The organism is Paenibacillus sp. 01L418, from assembly GCF_056400045.1.
Genome location: NZ_JBFTSN010000656.1, coordinates 1 through 2,330, shown reverse-complemented (window position 1 = coordinate 2,330; position 2,330 = coordinate 1). Strand labels below are relative to the sequence as shown.

The following is a 2,330-nucleotide window of genomic DNA, read 5'->3' as shown; positions in this document are numbered from 1 at the left end:
GTTATATAGGCGTTCAATACGTCAAAACCGCCATAAATCGGATTTTGAGCAGCTAGCGGATGGCTCGTTGGGTAAATCGTAAAGCCATTCCACCACGTCTCTAAGTAAATGGAGTTGATATTTAAAGCGTGAAGCTTCGCAATATGCTGCTGAACCTGCTCGAGATTCGTTTCCTTCGGACGAATCCAAATGGATCGATGGTCTACAGCGCGGGATTCATAGCCCATGAAGCTGGCTTTCTCTACCCGTGCGTTCAGCTCTGTGAACTGGACCGTGAAGGAAGCGAAATCACCTTGTGCAATCTGGCTTTTCAAATCGACCAATGCTGCTTGTGCAGATGTAATTTGCTGTTCCATACCGTTATAGTTAATGTCTAGAAACTGCTGCTTGGAGAGAATAAGCTTTTGCTTCGCGGCATCTATTCCTATTTGCGCTTTATCCAGATAGGATTCTGGCGTGAACAGAAATAACGCTTGTTTCTCATCCGTGAGCAGCTTGAAGCTGCTACCTATGGATACATGCTCGCTTAGCCAGCTTGCTTTGACGCCATGCCCGGATATGACATATCCGCCAGCTGGAATGGTAGAATTATTGCCGCTCACCTGCGTGACCTTGCCTTCCGAGTTTACGACAACCTCGTAACCCCAAGGATTCGTTCCCGTTGCTGCGCCATAGCTGTTGTCGTAAATAATGAGCTGATCCGTTCCGCGGTGTCCGGGGTATGGTTCATTGCTGCCGTCATCCCAGCCTCCGGGATTATCTTCTCTCGTTCGCGGATTTAAGGCGTCGTATCCTATTTTGGAGGCTTCAACTAACACTTCATTGTTCATATTCAATTCAACGGCATCTCCAATCCGCACAGTTCCATTTAATTTGGCAAAAAACGGACTTTCAGCTTGAATAGAGAGAACGTATCCACTTGCAGGAATGGATGAGTTGTTATCGAGCCAATTGCCGCTAGTATCCTGCGTCATCGTTGCTATTCGCGTAACGGAACCTCCGTCAACGGTGATCTCCATGCCCCATGGATTTGTTTTTGTTGCAGGGCCGTATTCTGGCAAGTACAGAACGATATCCGCCGCTCCGCGCCCTGCATTAACCTGAGTAATTGGAACGATCTCTTCATTAACGGTAAAATATTGGGCTGGATAAACCGAAATAGGAAAGCTCGTTGTAATGGAATCTCCAATCTTGAAGCCGCTGATCAATGAAGCTTTGTTTCCCGTTCCAGTTATGACGTATCCGTTAGCAGGAATATAAGTGCCGTTAGTGCTGTTTGTATATATGGCTGTAACGATTTCGTTTGTAATGATGGCTTCTGTTGTCGGAACGAGCGGAGGTTTTGTTGTGGTTCCGTAGCTGCGGGTAAATATCATGAGTTTGTTGTCTTGACTCTCTTGATTAATGAGGTCAACGATGTGGTTTGTGCCGTCCTCAAGCGTAATGGATGGCTGGTCAGGAGAAGCGGGCTCTGAGAAGGCGGTTGAAGAAATGCTGATCAGAAGAAGGGCAACACAAAGAACGAGATTAAACAATCGTTTGGTCATCATGGCATACACCTCGAATCTTCTCATTTGTACGCATAAAACAGAACCTTACACTTCACCGCCTTTCGGATAAAGTAGCTGTTCATGTTCATGATGGATTGTTTATCTAGCAGTAGTGTAACAGCAAGCGGATTGTTTTTCCATAAATTTTATAAAAAGAGGATAATATTTTTATTTTCAAGCTATCGCTTCAAATTTTCTGGCCAATGCGTCTCAATGCCTTGATTTTGAATAAGCGTTAAAAAAGCTTCCAGATGCAGCTTATTTTCTCGTACTTCATGCGGGGTGACTTGATTTATAATGGAGTAAGCGGCTAAATAACCTGCTGATTCACCGATGTTCCATTCGGTTGGATGCAGTCGGTAGCAGCCGTTTGTAATTTGAGTGGTGCCAATATTTTTACAGGCAGGGAGCAAATTTTTCATCCGAACGGGGAGGAGGGCTCCGAGCGGAATTTCGTAAGGCAAGCTGGGAATGTAGAAGCCGCGATTGGATTTTGTTGTTGTGTGGAGATCTAGATGATAACTTCCGACGCCTACACTGTCCTCATATCGTTTGATCCCTTGATCCCCCCTGATTTCGAGGCTGACATCATGCTCCGTAATCGTATATTTCGCCTTTATTCTGCGAGATTCCCGTATATAAGGATGTTTGGCAATACCATCTTCTGTTCCAACAATGTCACCGCGAAGTCGAAGGCCGGGATAACCAATGCCTCCATCTGGACGCGGTGCTTCCGTTTGCAGCCAATAAACGAGCGATAGACTTTGCTGACGCGCACTC

Annotated in this window: 1 protein-coding gene and 1 pseudogene; both read right to left on the bottom strand. The window is 45.8% G+C overall.

The features are described 5' to 3' along the window. Nucleotides 1-1,550: pseudogene (locus AC1DSE_RS34245) on the bottom strand (glycoside hydrolase family 10 protein); the annotation flags it as partial. Nucleotides 1,551-1,729: 179 nt separating this feature from the next. Next, on the bottom strand, nucleotides 1,730-2,330 hold a 601-nt coding region (locus tag AC1DSE_RS34240; protein WP_477529011.1), incomplete at its 5' end, for an FAD-dependent oxidoreductase.